Consider the following 17,187-nt stretch of genomic DNA (forward strand, 5'->3'; position numbering starts at 1 on the left):
GAAAGACCTTCAAATTTTGAAGGTCTTTCTTTTTATAGTTCTTTGACAAAGATTAATTTTAAACAAATTCATAACCTGCATAAACCTCCTCAATCTCTTTCATAATAACGAATAAATCTTCAGGTGCATCAGTTGTAACTAATTTTTGTTTGAATTCTTTAAACGAATGAATTCCTTTGAAATAGTTCGTGTAATGACGACGCATTTCTACAATTCCTAAACGCTCGCCTTTCCATTCCATAGACCATTTTAAATGATTTCTAGCAGCTTCAACACGATCAATAACCGTTGGAGCAGGCAAGTGCTCACCAGTTTTGAAATAGTGCTTGATTTCGTTAAAAATCCACGGATAACCAATTGCAGCACGGCCAATCATGATACCGTCAATTCCGTATTCGTTTTTATAATGTAATGCTTTTTCTGGACTGTCGATATCTCCGTTTCCGAAAATTGGCATTGTGATTCTTGGGTTGTTCTTTACACGAGCAATGTGTGACCAGTCAGAATGACCTTTGTACATTTGCGCACGAGTTCTAGCGTGGATTGTTAAAGCTTGAACTCCAATATCCTGAAGTCTTTCAGCAACTTCATCAATATTAATTGAGTTTTCGTCCCAGCCTAAACGTGTTTTTACCGTAACAGGCAAATCAGTTCCTTTGATAACGGCTTGCGTCAAACGCACCATCAAATCAACATCTTTTAAAACTCCAGCACCAGCACCTTTACAAACTACTTTTTTTACCGGACATCCAAAATTAATATCCACTAAATCAGGTTTTACAGTAGAAACAATTTTAGAAGACATTTCCATTGCTTCTTCATCACCACCAAAAATTTGAATTCCAACAGGGCGTTCGTAATCAAAAATATCCAGCTTCATGCGGCTTTTTATAGCGTCACGAATTAATCCTTCCGATGAAATAAATTCAGAATACATCATGTCAGCGCCATGCGTTTTGCATAATCTGCGAAACGGCGGATCGCTAACATCTTCCATCGGTGCTAGTAATAAAGGAAATTCAGGTAATTCTATGTTGCCAATCTTGACCATCTTCGTAATTTTTTGCAAAATTACAACATTTAGTTCAATTTGTACCAAATTGAGGTTCAAAGGTTCAAAGTGACAAAGTTGTATAGGTTTTATATTCAGATATTAAATCTTTGTAACTCTGAGCCTTTGTAACTTTGTACCTTTAACGATAATCAAAAAATCGAATTGGTTTTCGACTCATTGGATTAAAAACTATAGGATTTAAAATCTCTTTTGGAACAAATTCTATTTTTGGAGTTACTCTCAATTTGGCTCTAAAGTGATCTTTTATCTCCTGTAAAAATTCTGGAGATTGATTTTTTACCGCAATTTTAATCAGGATTTCATCTGTACCTAAATCGTTAGTAGAAATTTCAATCAAATGATTTTCGATATTATCAAAACTGCTCAAAACATCGTTCATCGCTGGCGGATACAATGTTGTTCCTTTATATTTGATCATTTGTTTTTTGCGCCCAACAACTGGCCCGACGCGTAAAGTATTTCTGCCACAAGCGCAAGGTTCGTCATGAAACTGAACCATATCTCCAGTTTTAAAACGCAATAAAGGCATCGCTTCAATTCCTAAAGTGGTAAAAGTAAGTTCGCCCGTTTCTCCATTTTTTACAGGCTGATTATTTTCGTCTAAAACTTCAACAATAATCAATTCTGGATGATGATGTCCGCCTTTTCCATGTTCACATTCTGTAAAAGCAGTACTCATTTCGGTAGAAGCATAAGTCGAAAACAACTTAATATTCCATTTATCTGTGATTTTTTTCGATAGAATATTCATTGAAAAATCCTGTTCTCTCAAAGATTCTCCAATGCAGATTGCACCTTTTATGCTCGAATTATTATAATCGATACCGTGCATTTCTGCGTATTCAATTAATTTCAAAAGGAAAGAAGGAACGGTAATTAAATAAGTCGGATTATATTTTAAAATAGAATCCCATTGCATTTCTGGGATTCCTGCACCAACACGAATAACGCCCACTTTCAATTTTCGAAGACCAAGAAAATAAGCTAAACCAGCCATAAATTTTCGGTCAATTGTTGTCATCAATTGTACTACATCTCCTTCTGCAATTCCGGCGCAGGCAAATGAAATTGCTTCATTGTAAGCCAATCGGTCTAAGTCAGAATCGGTTAAACCAAAAGTTACAGGATCTCCTAAAGTTCCTGAAGTAGAAGCGTAATCAATAATTTTATGTTGCGGAACGCATAAGAAATCATCGTTGTATTGCTGCAAATCTTCTTTAGTAGTAACAGGTAAATGCTGTAAATCTTCCAGAGTTTTAACTTTGGAAATATCAATATTTTGTCCAGCAAAAAGTCTTTTGTAAAAAGGAGAATTTTCGCTGATGTATGCTAAAAGTTCGGCTAATTTTTTTTCTTGAAAAATTTTAATTTCTTCTAAAGAATCTTTTTCTATTGCTGGAATCATTGTAATTTTCTTTTGACTTTTTTTAAATATTTTTCAATCTTTTCTTTATCAGGAACTGTAGTGATTTCGTGACTTAAAGCTTTTTCGAAATTAAGTTTAGCCTGAAGAAATTCCTTTTTTTGGTAAAAGTACAATCCTGTCTTATAATATACAACCCAATAATTAGGGTTTAATGCTTGATAATTCTGAAGAAACTCTGGAGAGATCGTTTCTTTTTTTTCCAGAAGCGAATCTATTTTATGATTTTCGATTTTAAATTTTTTAAAATTCTGAAATGCAGTTGTTTCCAGAAAAGGATCTTTAGCAATATTCAAATCTTCTTTCTGAAACGATTTGGCTACATTTCGGTTTTCACCAAAAATCGAATTTAAATCGTAACAAATAAATTCGCCCAATTGAAATGGATTTGCCGAAACCCAAACTAATTTTTCTTTTGGTTTAAAGATAATTCCGTGATGTGCCAGTAATTGATTAAGTGCTTTTTCGTTACCAAGACCTAAAGAAATATTTTTCAAGCCTTCTTTATTTCGAAGAATTTCTGAAGCAATTTCAGGATTGACTTTTGAATTTTCGGACAGCAATTCTTGCATTCTTTCATAACGATATTGAGAATGACTATTGGCAATTTGTTCCAAATTCCGTTTGTCATTTTGAAAAACTTCGCCTTGAAAATGGTTCGAACAGATCAATTGAGCATTATTTGGAACATCATAAACGTCCATTTTATTTGGCGAAACTTCAATCAGAATCGCTTTGTTATCATTGGCGCTTCCAACCATAATTGATTCAGAAACAAATACTTTTCGTTTTTTTGCGATAGCAATTGCTTCGTCCAGATTTTTGGCGTGCTGCAAAATTTCGCGAGTTAAAATCGAAATCGGAGTTTTTGCGCTAAACGGAATTTTAGATTTTGAAGCATTTATAGTAATGGTCAAACCTTCTAGATTCATTCCAGAAACGGCTCCAATCATTCCTGGCCAAGTGACCATCATAAACGGAAATCCTTCTTTTGGTTTGATAAAAGCGACTATTTTATTTTCCGCGAAAGCGTCGCTTACATAAAAATCGAAATTTCGTGCCAGAATCAAATTTCCATCTTCCGATTTTTCGTTCCAAGCCGCAAAGGAAGAACAGCCAACTAAAGCTAAATCTTGAAGCGCGTGCCCAATATCATGCGCAGCGTGCAGGTATAAACTGCGCTGAAATTGCGGTGCGATATTATCAAATTCGTTCGAAGTGTATTGAGAAACGCCGTAAATTTCGGTTTGGTATTCATCAGGAACATTTAGATATAGTTTCCGATTGTACCATTTTAGAAAATTTCGAAGTAATCTTTGTTGGAATTTTGAAGGAATCAAATCGGTTATTTTCGAAAAAAAAATACGTTGCTGTTTATGTAAAAGTGAATCCGTTAACGCACCAGTTGAAAGTCCAATTTCGAGAGGATCGCCTTCAACATATAATTCCCAAAGACCTTGTTTGTTTTTTAAAAGGGAGTTTTTTCCAGAAATAAAAATACTATCAGATAATTTGGTGACAACAGGTTTTGCATCATTTAAACCAGTAAGATCTGGGGTGTGTTTTTTTGATTTTGAAGTACCGCACGAAGTCAGCAAGATTAAAAAACCGATGAGGGAAATATAAAGAGTTCGGTTTTTCATAAGGAGACTATTCAGATGCTTTTTTAATTTTTTCCAGCAGATATTCTTTTCCTACAATTTCAGAGCAAGTTATGACCGCTCCAACCGTAACTCCCAAGACACCATGCATATTAATACTTTGGCCTGTAAGATAAAGATTTTCTACCTTAGTTTTAGTAGGAATCATGGTTTTCATCGGATTATTTGAATCTTTAACATATCCGTACATATTTCCGCCGTCTCCGCCAATGTAATCGCGATACGAAAGTGGAGTAGAAGTGTGCACTGATTTGATGCAATCTTTTATTCCTGGAAATTTTTTTTCGATTTCTTCTAAAAATTGGGCTGCTTTTTTAGTTTTGAATTCCTCATAACTTTCGCCTCTTTCATTTTCTTCAAAAGTGGTGTTAAAAGTGTTTTCCCAAGTTTTAACATCATCATATTTCATGTACGTTAAAAACGTCATTCCATCTGCCCATTCTTCGTCTTTTTTTGACGGATTCATAGAAGCCATAAAAGTTTTTGGCCACGAATTTTTGTCGTATTCATAAGCGGTCCAAACATCATTGGCACTTTTGAAATGATAATAATTGTGGTTGATGTATTTGAAAGTTTTTGGTTTGAAAACGATATACAAACTGAAAGCAGAAAGTACGCTTTCAAGATTTTGAATTCTATTGAAAAATGGTTTTCTAAAGTTTTCTTGACCCGCCATTTTCAAAGTCGTTTTAGGTTCGATGTTCGAAATAAAATACGTACCAGAAACTTCGGTTCCGTCTTTCATTTGTACTGAATTTACCTTTTGGTTTTCGACTTCAATTTTGGTGACTTCTTTATGTTTGAAAAACTCACCGCCATATTTTTTAAGCTGTTTAATCAATTGTTTGGTAATTTGGCTTCCGCCATTTACACAACGCCACGAACTTTCAATGTATGAATTAACAACAAGCGCATGAACGTAAAAAGGCGATTTATCTGGAATTCCAGCGTAGAGAAAATTAGATCCAGCCAAGACCGCTTTTAGTTTCTCATTTTTAGTAAAACAATCGATGGTTTCTTTCGCGTTAAGCGTTAAAATTTCATCGTCATATTTCCCCTCAGATTCTAGATTGTAAAGCGGAAATGTTTTGCAGACTGCTTTTATTTTCTGGCAATAATTTTCGAGATTTTCTTTTTCTTCGGGAAAGAAATGGGTTAGTTGTTTAATGAAATTTTCGAAACCCTGTGCATGCGGATATTCGGTTTTATCATCGTCAAAAGAAATAATGTCAAAACCATTTTCGTCCAATTTTTTCAGATTCAAATGATCCATTATTCCAATATATTTGAAATATTGATGAAGATTCTGGCCTTCGCCTAAACCTCCGATATAATGAATTCCAGTATCAAAAATAGTTTTATCTCTAACAAAAGTCTGAAGATTTCCGCCATATTGATTGTTCTTTTCGAGTACACAAACGCTGTAGCCTTCTTTTGCCAGAATAACAGCAGAAACCAATCCGCCTAAACCGCTGCCAATTATAACTACATCGTACTGTTTTTTCATTGTTTTTTCTTTAAAACGATTAAAGCATTTTCTTCAGAAACAATTTCAAAATCCTTTAACTGATTTTTTAAACGAGAACAATTCACTAAAATTATAGAAGAAACGGCAGAAATTACTTTTTCGATTTCCTCTTGATAACTTTCGTCAGAAATTAAAAGTATATCATAATGATTTTCAAGTGCCAATTCTAATTTTTCGAGATAAGTTATTTTTCTCTTTTTAACTAAATAATTTGTTTTGGCAACCAGTAATTTTTCTTCATCACTTATAAAAGAAAGTATTTTTCGCTGTGGTTCCTGCAAGGCAAGCAAAACATCCAGTTGTCCGTAATCGCTTCCTAAATGAAGGAGTTTTACCTTTTGCGGAATATGTTTGTTTAAGTTGTAATACGTTTCAAGATTCTGTTTTACATCTTTTTTTACGCTATTTCCAATTTCGATTTCTTTATAATCATAACTGTTAATTAGCATTGTTTTAAAATAATCAGGACCTTCAAGTTCTTGTCTTATTTTGCGATATTCCGCTTTAAAGAAAGAACTTATTTGTTTGGTTCTTTCTGTATAATTGGTTCCAAATGAAAGATTTTCTGGTGTGATTCTTTCTAAAATTGTAACCGTTAATTTTCCGTGATGAATTACAAAATCGCCTTTCGGAATTAATTCTGAAGCACCATGAATCACAACAGGAACAATGTCTATATTAAATTCTTCGGCGAGGAAAAAAGCACCTTTGTGAAATCTTTTTACAACATTACTTTCTGATCGTGTTCCTTCCGGAAAAACCATTAACGAATAACCTTCATTTACTTTTTTGCGTAAATGTTCAACTCCGCCTTCAAGGCCTTCAGAAACGGGATAAAAACCTGCTTTTCTCACAACACCGCCAAAAATAGGAGAGTTGTAAACCCAATCGCTCACCAAGAAAATGATTTTTGGACTTAGCATTCCGATAGATAAAATATCTAGAAACGAGGAATGATTGGCAATAATTACAGCTGGTTTCTCAAAAGTTTCATTGAAATTATTTACGACTTTTTTACGAATAAACGGATTTGAATACAATACCGATTTCATGAATTTTGAAATCACATATCGGAAAACTTTCATTTTTGATTTTTTGCTGAAAGGCAAAATCGGCATGATAGTAAAACTGAAAATCGACATTACGATTCCGCCCAAACCATAATAAGCAAACGAAATTACACCATGAACAAAAGTTCGCAATTGAAAAGGAGGATTTCCTTTTTTGGGACGATTCGATAAAAACAGTTTGAATAAAATCGGATAGAAAATAAAAGTAATAATCAGCGCCGCAAAAACTCCAATTAATGAAACCAATGAAATGGAAGTAAGTGCAGGATGTTTTGCAAAAATCATCGCGCCAATTCCTAAGATTGTCGTGATAACTGCCAGAATAATTGAGGTTCTGTAAATGGCAATTTCGTTAACACCATTGGTGTATTCTTTTTGCAATGCACTGGTCATGAAAATACTAAAATCGACTCCGTGACCAAAAATTAAGGTGCAGACAATCATGCTGAAAATATTCATTTGAATGCCAAAAATGCCCATAATTCCTGCGGTTACAATTCCCGTCAAAGCAATTGGAATACAGCTGATAATTACTAATTCGATTCTTCGGAAAAAGAAAAATAGAATTAAAATTACAGCAACAAAAGAATAATTTACTAACGAATTAAAATCGGTTTTTAAAGTGCTGAAAAACGTTTCGTTCATTTGCTGACGATCAATCGCAATTATATTTTCTTTTGCTGAAGCCGATTTTACAAAAGCATCACGCTGCTCGGGAGCAACTTTTACTAAAGTTGAAATCGTATAAAAACCATTTTTCTCTGTGATGAATTCTTGTAGTTGAAGTGCTTTAATTTTTAAAAATTCAGCTGCAGAAACTGGTTTGAAATCAGAATCTAAATGATCAAAAAATAAATTATAAGTTGAAGGTTTAAAACCAAGTTTAGCGCCTTCTGAAATTAATTCAGATTTTATAAATTGTTTTTTCTGCGAAGTCCAGAACGAATTCCATTTTTCAATTTTTTTGATTTGTTCTTTTTGCGAAAGTACAATTCCGCCAACTGAACTAAAGTTTAGAATTTTATCTTGTTGTTTTGCTGTAGATAAATCGGCAAAAAGTTTACTATTATGTTGTAAAGCTTCTTCCATCGTTTTTCCATAAGAAGCAACATAAATAGTTTTGGAAGTTAAACTTGTACTTTCTTCCAACTGTTTTTCGGCAGCTTTAATTTCTTTCGGAATAAAATTCAGCTGCGATAAATCGTTATTGAAACCCACATCATTATAAGTAAAACAGCAAATAATGGTAATGATAACGCAAAGCCCGATTAAAATTTTATTGTTGTGAAAAGAAAAATGAGCCATTTTATCGATCACATTCTTTTTATGATCTGCCGGATTTTCTTTTGGTTTATATAAATGAGGAATAATTAAAAGAGAGAAAATAGCTGAAGCCATAACGATAACAGCAGCGAAAATTCCGAGATCGTTTAAGGCATCCGATTTTACAAAAAGCAGACATAAAAACGCAACCGCAGTTGTAGAACTACTCATAATGACTGGCATTGTAATGTCTTTGTACAACGTTTTTACATCGCTATTATGTTTGTAATGCGTAAGAATATGAATAGAATAATCAATCGTGATTCCCAATAATATAGAACCAATTCCTAATGAAATTGCTGAGATTTGTTCTCTCACAAAGTATAAAAATGCAACTGCAAACAAACCGCCAAAAACGGTTGGCAGAAAAATAATCAGGGGAATTAATACTTTTCTATAAAATAAAATCAAAATGAGCATTAAAGTAAACATCGCAATTGATGTCGTCAAAATAATGTCGCCTTTAATCTGATTGGCATTGGCAACGGCAATTAAAGCAGAACCAAAATAACTGATAGACGTTTTTCCTTTAAATTGTGTATTTAGGTTTTCCTGAATTGACTTTAGTTTTTCAGCAAAAATGGTATTCTTTTCTGTTTCGCTCGAAGGAATATTTGAAGTGATAAAAAGCAGTAATTTCTTTTTATCCTTCGTCATTACAAAACCATTTTCGAGCGTAAAATCGTCGCCAATATTTAACTGCTGTAATTTTTTTAAAGCAATAAAAGAAATTCCAAAAGGATCTTGCAGAATAAAATCTTTGGTTATAAATCCAGAAGGAGAAATAATCGATTTGTAATTTCCCTGAACGGTTGCCGCAATACTGTCTTTTTGAAGTTTCTTTTCGATGTCAGCATAATCTTTATCATCTAAAAAAAGAGGCAAATTATTGTATACAAAATCAATAGTTTCCTGAATGTTTTCTTCGTCAATTTTCCCTTGAATTCCTGTTATATAAGGTTTGCAGGATTTAGAAACGCTGTCTGAAAATACGGTTGCCATTTCTTTCAAATCATCGGCAGAACCATTTTTATCCAAGCTGAAAATTACGGTTGTTTTATCGGCAAAGTTTAATTGTTTTAAGACTTTGGCGGTAACATCGGTTTTATCATTTGTCGGGATAAGCTTGGTTATGTCTTCTTCAAATTTTAGTCTTGAAGCAAAAAATCCAAAAACTAGAAGCATCAGAACAGCCAATAGAACCGAAAGAGATTTTCTTCGATTTACAAATAAATGAATGGCGTAGAAGTATTGATGCATGGTTTAGGTTTAAAATTTTTTCGCCACGAATTAAAAGATTAGCTTTAGTTTGTCACCCTGAGCGATCCCGAGGCTTCGGGAGAAGGGCGTTCCAATTGGAAGTGGGCTTCGACTTCGCTCAGCCTGACAAACTGGATATAAAAATCATTTTAATCCTTTTAATCTGTGGCAAACTTAACTTAAATATTCGGTTTGTTTTTAGAACTAAAAGCCGTTAAAAGCAGATAACTTATAAAGCCAACTGATAGTGCTGAAACGGATGCTAAAATAAGACTTCCTACGATATATTGCGTAGCATTTTTTTGAATATCGTCGAGCGTAATCGAACTGTCCAAAACCAATGGCGCATCGCTGGACACGAAAATACTCCCAACTTGCAGCGAAGCATAAATAATAAACGGAATAAACGGCGGGAAACTTACGTTTGAAGTAAGGTAAGCAATGACTTTGTTAAGCCTGAACAAAGCAGCAAAAGTAAAAAGCAATATGGTTTGAAATCCCCAAAAAGGAGAAAGTCCGATAAAAATACCTAAGGCGATTGCAGCCGATTTTTTAAAATTTGAATCGTTGCTTTCTAAAATATCTTCTAGAAAGAATTTTTTAAAACCTTTTTTTTTTGCTCTTCTAAAAAAATCTCTCGGCTTTATATAAAGCAAAGCATTAGTTACCAAAACCGTATTTAAAATACTAATTCGGGTAAAATCTTGAAACGGACGAAAATGTGAAACTCTTTCGGCTGGATCATATAAAACCTGAATCGGAATGTTTTTTACTACAATTCCTTTCCAAGCCGCGCGAACGATAACCTCAATTTCAAATTCAAACTTATTGGTATAAAAACGTTTTGGAAGTAATCGAAGCGGATATAATCTAAATCCAGATTGTGTGTCGTCTAGTTTAATTCCAGTTTCAAACTTGAACCAGAAATTAGAAAACTTATTTCCAAAACTGCTTTTCTTTGGAACATTTTCCTGTGTCATATTTCGGCTACCAATCAAAAGAGTGTTAGGCTCATTTTGAATTGCTTCTAAGAAAACAGGAATATCAGCTGCAAAATGCTGTCCGTCAGAATCGATTGTAATGGCATATTCAAAATCCAGTTCCAATGCTTTTCTAAATCCGTTTCTCAGCGCTCGTCCTTTTCCTAAATTTTGAGGGTGATGAATTTGAGTAAGATGCGAATACGATTTTAAAATTTCGCTCGTAGAATCAGTTGAACCGTCATTAACAATTATGACATTTGTGGTGAAATCTAAAATAGAATCCAATACTTTTTTCAGCGTTTTTTGATTATTGTACGTAGGTACAATAACGCAAAAGTTAGTTGAAGTAAGTAATTCTTGTTGTGATTTCATGAGGTGTTTTTTGAGCTTACTTCACGAATTGTTTCTCTTTTTCAGAGAAACTTTTAGATTGTAAAACAAAGTCTTTAAGATAATCTTTCAAAGCCGCACCTTGCGCAGCATAATACGTTGTTATGAATTTTTTATCTTCTTTAATGTTTTTCTTATAGCCTGTAATGCCCGGAACATCTTCCTGAACACTCAGTCTGATCATTCGCATTTCAATATTACTTGGATCACTTTTTATTGTTGCTTCAAGCAATTTTGCACCTTCTTTAAAACGATCCATTTTCTGGCTTAATTTTTTTTCAAATTTAGAATCCAATAAAATAGAAGCCGCTTTATAAGCCACTAAAATTTTATCATCATTATTTGAAACTCCAGAAAGTTTGGCTACAAACTCTTTGGCATTGCTTTCTGATTTTGCTACATCAGAATACATTTTGCGGATCGAAGCCAAATCTGGCGTGCCAGCAAAACTAACCCATAAAAGTAATGTCAGTAACAGTTTCATAATTATATTTTTTTGTACACTGTGCTCAATTTAAGAGCAGTAGTGTCGTTAAAGTAAGTCGTGTTTTTCACTTTTACCAAACCGTCTTCAGTTGTTGTAACATCCAATTCCAATCGCAGTTCCGGAGTAACTTCTGGATTAATCAGCGCCATGAATTTTACATTTGCCAAAGACTGAATCATCAGCGAACTTTTCGTAATTGATTCTGTCAGTTCTTTGATAATCTGAATCATACAAACGCCAGGCATAATTGGATTTCCAGGAAAATGTCCTTTAAAAACCTCATGTTTTTCGTTGACTAAAATTGTAATTGTATATTTCGAATCAGATATTTTTTCTTCTGATAGTATTTTATAAAAATCTTGTAAAATCATATTTTTTATTTTCCAAATGAATAGGAAACCCCTAACTGAAAATTAATATTTGTGTTATAATCGCCAAATAAATAATAGTTATTAGAATCATTTTGATAATAATCGCTGCTTAAAATATCAAGTAGTCCTTTTTTGAATCGTGCTTCAAATGTCAAACCTGAAGGCAGGGCATAAGCAACTCCTAAAACTAAACCAAGATCATTTTGTGCTTTTCTAACGGCGAGATTATCATTCAATAAAATATCTAATGTCGGTCCTGCTTGAAATTGAATTCCTACTGGTAAAGTAAACTTATTCATAACAGAAAGCGACAAATAATTTATATCAAGATCTAAATACTCGACTTTATTCGTCTGTGTATTTTCGTCATAATAATTTCGCGCAACATTATTAGAACCTTGCCTGCTGTAATTAATTTCTGGCTGAAGCGCGTAAACTTTCGTTATTTTAATTTCTGTAAAACCTCCGGCATAAAAATCGGTTTTATAATCGGCGTGCATTTCAGAAATGGTAGAAAAACTAAATCCAGCTCTAAAACCTGGCTTTGCAGTTACTTGGGCTTGTATGCTTAAAAACGTAAAAAAAACAGCAATAAAAAATAGAATTTTTCTACTCATACTTTTTTATTTTGTTTTGAATGTATAGCTAATACCAAGTTGGAAAACCTGATTTAAAATTACTTGATCATAATAATAACCATCGTCAATTCCATCATAGCCATAAATATCAATTAATCCTTGTTTAAGTCGAGCTTCAAAAGTTAAACCATTTGGCAAAGTATAACCAACACCTCCAACAAATGAAAGATCAAAATCTTCGGGTTTTGTATTTATATAATTATCACTAACTTTTAAATCTAAAGAAGGGCCAGCCAATAGATGAAAACCTCCACCGCCAAAGTTAAATTTTGCAACAGCTCCCAGTGTTATATAATTCAACTCATACTTTTCAGTATAATAACGGCCGTCTTCAAAATATCTTCCTTCATCACCTTGTCTTGAATAATTTATCTCTGGCTGAACCGAGAAAAATTTATTAAATTTAATATTTACCAATCCACCAATATAGAAATCAGTTTTAGAACTATTATCATCAATATTGGTTAATGTTGATATATTCAAACCGCCTCTAAGACCTGGACTAGCTTTTACTTGTGCATTACTTGATCCTATTCCGATCAATAAAACAAATGCAATTACAATATATTTTCTCATTTCAAATTGATTTAAAGTTTATGATTAGTTTAATTTTTTTATTCTGATTTCAGCTGTTGTAAATCGATTTTCAGCTTTATATTTTGATGAATTATTTGAATCTTCTCAGCAAAAATATTGTTTTCTGAACTGAAAAGCAGTGTAAATTTTTCTTTTGTTTTAGATGAATGAACGATCTTTTCTAATTTCTGATCTTTTTTGGAGATAAAAATATAATTATCGCGTTTGCCATCTGCCGATTTATATATGTCATCTGATTCGTTTTCAAATTGTTCCTGAATCTGATATTCTTTCTTTAAAAGCAATCTGAAATCCTCTTTTAAAGTATTGATTAATATTTTTCGATCTAATTCTGAAACAATAGAATTAACTTTAAAATCGGTTTCTGAGATTTCAAAATCCATTAATTTATTTCCAAATTCAGTTGTAAAAACGACTCTATGTGTGCTGTCGTTTATTTTCTTGGCAATGAAAATTCCAGACAATTCGTTTCCGTAAACACTGATATTAGTTTTATAAACATAATCGGTTTTTGAGTCTGAAAAATACGGAACGGTATAAGACGTTTTGTCTAATTTTTTAGGCGTATAATTTTTTGTGACCGAGCCACAAGAAATTAAAACAATTGCCAGAAAGCAATTAATTAGTAAAAACTGAATCGTCGATTTTTGCATTGATCACTTTATTTTTAAGTACAATTCGGGTATAATCTTCAGATGATTCTAATAATTTTACCTGAACAACTGTTGCTTCTTCTTTATCAAAAGTCAGTTCAATTTGTTTGATGTATTTTTTCAGCGTCGCATCTTTCGGAATAAATTTCGCCAGATTCTGACCTTTCAATTTAAAATACGAAATGGTAAATTCTTTATCATCAAACATATTTCCGCTCACACTTCCCACGATCAATTTATTAATTCGGGCAAAGATTTTACTGTTTCCAATATCAACAGCGCTTTTCTTTCCTTCATCGTTAATCAGGATTTTTCCGTTTTTGAAAGTGATGCTGTAATTGTATGGTTTTTTATATTGCCATTGAAGTAAAGAAGGTTCTTTAAAAACCATTTTTCCTGAAGTTTCAATGTCCTTCGATAAAAAATCTAAATGTTTGTACTGAACAAAATCGGTACTTAAGGTTTTGATTTTTTTCGCCACCACATTTACGTCTTGTTTAAAAGAAGCAATTTCGGCATCGGTCATTTTTTGTTCCTGCGCCGATAAATGGAAACCGCTGATAATTAAAAATAAGAAAAGATATATTTTAGTTTGCATAAGCTTTAAGATTCAAAAGTTCTTCGATCGAAATGACTTGATAATTATTTTGCTGTAAAAATTGCAAAAACTGTTCCAGTACCAAAACCGAATGTTTGCCTGTATCATGCAAAAGTACGATTCCACCGGGAGAAATATGCTTAATTAACCGATTGAAAATTAATTCTTGATTTGTGGTTCCTCCATCAAGAGAACGAATATTCCAGCCAATTGTTTTATGTCCGGTTACCTTTAAAGCTCTTCTTATCGAAGGAGTTGTGACTCCATAAGGCGGACGAAAGAAGTTTATTTTTTTGGAAGTGAATTTCTCCAGAAGCGCATCTGTTTTCTGAAGTTCCTCGGTTATTTTTTCAGCATTATAAAAATCAAAAAATTTAGAATGAGAATAGGAATGATTTCCAACCAAGTGCCCTTCATCAATCACTTTTTGAAGAATTTCAGGATGCGTTTCGATGTTTTTTCCAATACAGAAAAAGGTCGCTTTGGCATTGTATTTTTTCAGAAGTTCCAAAACTTCCAAAGTGTAAATACTTGGGCCGTCATCAAAAGTAAGCGCAATTTTTTTTTCTGTTTCTAACGGATTACTGCAAAACGCTTTTACATGATAATTGGAAGAAATTCGTGCAGAACCAAAAGCATTTATTCCAATCCAAAGTAGAATTATAACCACAAACCACAGAAAATGAATTGCGTTATACAGATTCAGAAGAAACAATAAAAGCAATAAAAAGATAAAAAACAGCGATATGTTTTTATGCGTTATCATTTTGACAGCAGCGTAAAACTATGGTTTTTTCCGTTTAATTGGTTGTATAGTAAAATCGTTTTGTAGCTTGATTTTTCGACAGCATTTACTTTTGTAATTTCAGGAATTTCCTGAGTTTTCAAAATTTTAGCAGCCATCCAAAAAGCAAAAGCCGAAGCTGTATCATATTCTCCGCTCAAATGTTTGTAGTATAAAACAGGAGTTTGAGCAAATGTATTTTCAGCAAGATTTCTATAATAATTCTCAAAATCGACATTTCCGTCAAAACCTAAAACAAGAGCATCAACATCTGAAATTTCTAAGTTATTTGATTTTAAGAACGAAATAATTGCTGCTTCAACTTCATTTTCTTCCAGAGTATTTACAATAGAAACATCTATAAGTTCGGCATAAGTGTTTTCTTTTCTTTCATTTTCTAAAACAAAAAAACTGGCACCTTCGCCATAAACCGCTCCGCTTGTTGAAGAATTTAAAACATCGTACGGAGCAGAATTGTCTGCTTTAATGCGACCGTTTAATTTAAAAAGCGAAGTAGTATAATCGCCATTTTCGTCAACACCGCCCACTAAAATTGAATTGGCTTCAGCTTCTTCAATCTGCATTTTAGCATCAATAAGAGCCGATTCAAAAGAAACAGCACCATTTACATACGTAAAATTATAACCTTTACATTGCTGTAAAAGTGCAATCTGCGCTCCAACCGTATTGTGTGTAGATTGAATAAAAGAAGTCGGAGTTAAAAACTCTTCGTTATTATCTAAAATACTTTTCAGGAATTTTTCAGAATCTTCAATACAGCCTAAACCCGTTCCTGTGATAATGGCATCGACTTTTTCAATATTGGCATCTTTCATGGCCAAAGCCGAAGCTACGATTCCGTTTTTTACACCTTTTGCCATTCTTCGGCTTGCAGCAGGCGAAATATATTCTTTGTATACTGGCGGAACAATTGCCAGTACATTTTCTTCATGATTTACAACAGCTTCTTCTAAAAAAACAGTATCAAATGTTTTTTGAGTCGAAATACAGCCTACTCCATTTATATATGTCTTCGTCATTAGCTTTTTGAAAATATAAGGGTTGAACAATTTCCTCCAAAACCAAAAGAGTTGGATAAAACGTGCTCGATATTTTTATTTTTTAAGGATGTCTGAGGTTTCAAATCGAATTCTTCCATCGGAACTTCAAAATTCAAATTGGGGTAAACCACATTATTCTGAATTGCCAAAACACTATAAACAGCTTCAATCGCAGCCGCAGCCGCTAATGTATGTCCCGTAAAAGGTTTTGTAGAACTGAAATCTGGAACTTTTTCATTTTCATAAATTCGAAGTAAAGCTCTTCCTTCAGATAAATCGTTATTTGGCGTTGCTGTTCCGTGCACGTTGATGTAATCAATTTCAGAAGGTTTTAAACCTGAAACTTCAAACGCTTTTTTCATGGCCAAATAAGCGCCGTCTCCGTTTTCTGAAGAAGCGGTTTGATGAAAAGCGTCGTTGGCATTTCCGTAACCAGAAACTCTTGCCAGCACTTTTTTGTTTTGCTTTTCTACAATTTCATCCGATTCTAAAACTAAAAATGCGGCAGCTTCTCCAAGATTTAATCCTTTTCTGGTATTGTCAAAAGGTTTGTTGTAATCGTCAGATAAAATCATCAAAGTCTTAAATCCGTTGATGGTGAATTTTGCCAAAGCATCGGCTCCGCCCACAATTACGCGATCCAGTTTCCCAGTTTTAATTAATCTCGCACCCAACATAATCGAATTGGCAGCAGACGAACAAGCAGTGCTTATAGTTGTTACCATTCCTTTTAAACCTAATTCTTCAGCAATTTTTTCGGCAACATCTCCGCCATCGTGGCAAGTAATGTACTTGGTCAATTCTGGTTTTTCGAAATAATCGTAATAATGTCTTTCCGTCATGTCCATTCCGCCTACACTTGTAGCCGAAATAAGTCCCGTTCTAAATTCATTTATATCGGTAATGCCAGCATTTTCAACAGCTTGTTTTGCTGCCAAAGTGCCAATCATTGCGGTTCTGGAAAAATTATTATCCTCATTTAATTTCAGTTCATCAACAAGATCTTCGTTGGTTTTTTTGATTTCGCCAACTTTGATAACATCTGCATGAACAGTCGAAATATTTTGAATACGAGAAACACCGATTTTGTTTTCAATCAAGGAAATATAATTTTCCTCAACCGAATTACCAATCGCAGAGATAATTCCCATTCCCGTTATTGCAACACCTCTTGCCATTTTAGATTTTAGATTTATGATTGTAGATTCTTAGAACTTTGTCAAAGTTTGAAACTTTGACAAAGTTGACGGATTTTTAAACATTTAAAATTTTAGATTCAGGATGG

The 17,187-nt window shown here is 33.4% G+C and carries 15 protein-coding genes; all 15 read right to left on the bottom strand.

The features are described 5' to 3' along the window. Window positions 1-58 precede the first annotated feature (58 nt). The 15 genes from dusB to DM444_RS04535 all read right to left on the bottom strand — a co-directional run bounded on the left by dusB (window position 59) and on the right by DM444_RS04535 (window position 17,080). The gene (gene dusB, locus DM444_RS04465) at window positions 59-1,051 is read right to left on the bottom strand and encodes a tRNA dihydrouridine synthase DusB (RefSeq protein ID WP_111284401.1); all 993 of its coding nucleotides are present in this window, start codon (window positions 1,049-1,051) and stop codon (window positions 59-61) included. A 142-nt stretch (window positions 1,052-1,193) separates the two neighbouring features. Further along, a complete protein-coding gene (locus DM444_RS04470; protein WP_111284403.1) occupies window positions 1,194-2,480 on the bottom strand; it encodes a phenylacetate--CoA ligase family protein in 1,287 nt (428 codons plus the stop codon). Further along, window positions 2,477-4,141, bottom strand: coding sequence for a C45 family autoproteolytic acyltransferase/hydolase (locus tag DM444_RS04475; RefSeq protein WP_111284405.1), 1,665 nt, complete (start codon window positions 4,139-4,141; stop codon window positions 2,477-2,479). Before DM444_RS04475 ends, DM444_RS04470 begins: the two co-directional genes overlap by 4 nt. A 7-nt stretch (window positions 4,142-4,148) precedes the next feature. Further along, a complete protein-coding gene (locus DM444_RS04480) occupies window positions 4,149-5,666 on the bottom strand; it encodes a phytoene desaturase family protein (RefSeq protein WP_111284407.1) in 1,518 nt (505 codons plus the stop codon). Next, window positions 5,663-9,340, bottom strand: a complete 3,678-nt coding sequence (locus tag DM444_RS04485; RefSeq protein ID WP_111284409.1) for a 1-acyl-sn-glycerol-3-phosphate acyltransferase — start codon at window positions 9,338-9,340, stop codon at window positions 5,663-5,665. Before DM444_RS04485 ends, DM444_RS04480 begins: the two co-directional genes overlap by 4 nt. 179 nt (window positions 9,341-9,519) lie before the next feature. Further along, window positions 9,520-10,695, bottom strand: a complete 1,176-nt coding sequence (locus tag DM444_RS04490; protein WP_111284411.1) for a DUF2062 domain-containing protein — start codon at window positions 10,693-10,695, stop codon at window positions 9,520-9,522. A 16-nt stretch (window positions 10,696-10,711) separates the two neighbouring features. After that, a complete protein-coding gene (locus DM444_RS04495) occupies window positions 10,712-11,197 on the bottom strand; it encodes a hypothetical protein (RefSeq protein WP_111284413.1) in 486 nt (161 codons plus the stop codon). Window positions 11,198-11,199: 2 nt separating this feature from the next. Next, complete coding sequence (locus tag DM444_RS04500) at window positions 11,200-11,571, bottom strand: 3-hydroxyacyl-ACP dehydratase (protein ID WP_111284415.1); 372 nt, start codon at window positions 11,569-11,571, stop codon at window positions 11,200-11,202. Between the two features lie 5 nt (window positions 11,572-11,576). Then, window positions 11,577-12,188 carry an outer membrane beta-barrel protein gene (locus DM444_RS04505; RefSeq protein WP_111284417.1) on the bottom strand — a complete coding sequence of 204 codons (612 nt, stop codon included), beginning with the start codon at window positions 12,186-12,188 and terminating at the stop codon, window positions 11,577-11,579. Window positions 12,189-12,194: 6 nt separating this feature from the next. Further along, window positions 12,195-12,785: a porin family protein gene (locus DM444_RS04510; protein WP_111284419.1), complete on the bottom strand. Its 591-nt coding sequence runs from the start codon at window positions 12,783-12,785 to the stop codon at window positions 12,195-12,197. Window positions 12,786-12,823: 38 nt separating this feature from the next. After that, on the bottom strand, window positions 12,824-13,459 hold the full coding sequence (locus DM444_RS04515) for a hypothetical protein (RefSeq protein ID WP_111284421.1): 636 nt from the start codon (window positions 13,457-13,459) through the stop codon (window positions 12,824-12,826). Next, complete coding sequence (locus tag DM444_RS04520; protein ID WP_111284423.1) at window positions 13,425-14,057, bottom strand: outer membrane lipoprotein carrier protein LolA; 633 nt, start codon at window positions 14,055-14,057, stop codon at window positions 13,425-13,427. Before DM444_RS04520 ends, DM444_RS04515 begins: the two co-directional genes overlap by 35 nt. Then, window positions 14,047-14,823 (bottom strand): polysaccharide deacetylase family protein, encoded by a 777-nt coding sequence (locus DM444_RS04525; protein WP_111284425.1) that lies wholly within the window; start codon window positions 14,821-14,823, stop codon window positions 14,047-14,049. The genes DM444_RS04520 and DM444_RS04525 overlap by 11 nt, the downstream gene beginning before the upstream one ends. Beyond that, window positions 14,820-15,881, bottom strand: a complete 1,062-nt coding sequence (locus DM444_RS04530; RefSeq protein ID WP_111284427.1) for a beta-ketoacyl synthase N-terminal-like domain-containing protein — start codon at window positions 15,879-15,881, stop codon at window positions 14,820-14,822. Before DM444_RS04530 ends, DM444_RS04525 begins: the two co-directional genes overlap by 4 nt. Continuing rightward, a complete protein-coding gene (locus DM444_RS04535; RefSeq protein WP_111284429.1) occupies window positions 15,881-17,080 on the bottom strand; it encodes a beta-ketoacyl-[acyl-carrier-protein] synthase family protein in 1,200 nt (399 codons plus the stop codon). The genes DM444_RS04530 and DM444_RS04535 overlap by 1 nt, the downstream gene beginning before the upstream one ends. Window positions 17,081-17,187: the final 107 nt, after the last annotated feature.

Origin of the sequence: Flavobacterium ginsenosidimutans (genome assembly GCF_003254625.1) — a bacterium.
In the GTDB taxonomy this organism is placed as follows: Bacteria; Bacteroidota; Bacteroidia; order Flavobacteriales; family Flavobacteriaceae; genus Flavobacterium; species Flavobacterium ginsenosidimutans.